The sequence below is a fragment of the bacterium genome (assembly GCA_020440705.1).
GTDB lineage: Bacteria > Krumholzibacteriota > Krumholzibacteriia > LZORAL124-64-63 > LZORAL124-64-63 > JAGRNP01.
Genome location: JAGRNP010000373.1, coordinates 1 through 545 on the forward strand (window position 1 = coordinate 1; position 545 = coordinate 545).

The following is a 545-nucleotide window of genomic DNA, read 5'->3' on the forward strand; positions in this document are numbered from 1 at the left end:
CGCCTCGTTCGGCCTGAGCGCGGCGGTCGTCGACAGCGGTCTGGCCGAGGTGATCTCGCGTCACGTCATCGGCGTGTTCGGTGGCTACCATCCGTGGGTCATGCTGGCGGTGATCTACCTGGTCACGGCGCTGTCGACCGAGATGCTGTCGAACAACGCGGCGGCGGCGCTCATCCTGCCCATCGCCATCGAGACCGCCGAGCGGGTGGCCGAGCTGCAGGGCATGCCGGTCGACCCGCGCCCGTACGCTGTCGCCGTGGCCATCGCGGCATCGATGAGCTTCATCACGCCGCTGGGGTATCAGACCAACCTGATGGTCTACGGTCCGGGCGGCTACCGCTTTACCGACTTTGCTCGCCTCGGCGTTCCCCTGGCGGTGTTGTGCTTCGTCGTCGCGATGGTCACCATCCCGATGGTCTGGCAGATCGTGCCCTGACTCCTGCTCCCGCATCCCCTCGCACACCATGTCCGATACCCTCGCCACCCTTCGCCGCATCCTGTCCGAACGCATCATGGTCCTCGACGGCGCCATGGGCACGATGGTG

General features: G+C 66.8%; 1 protein-coding gene. It reads left to right on the top strand.

Annotation, left to right across the window (positions count from 1 at the left end; all coding sequences use genetic code 11):
- Positions 1–436: anion permease (locus KDM41_18865; GenBank protein MCB1185487.1), on the top strand; the 436-nt coding region annotated here is incomplete at its 5' end.
- Between the last annotated feature and the right edge of the window lie 109 nt (positions 437–545).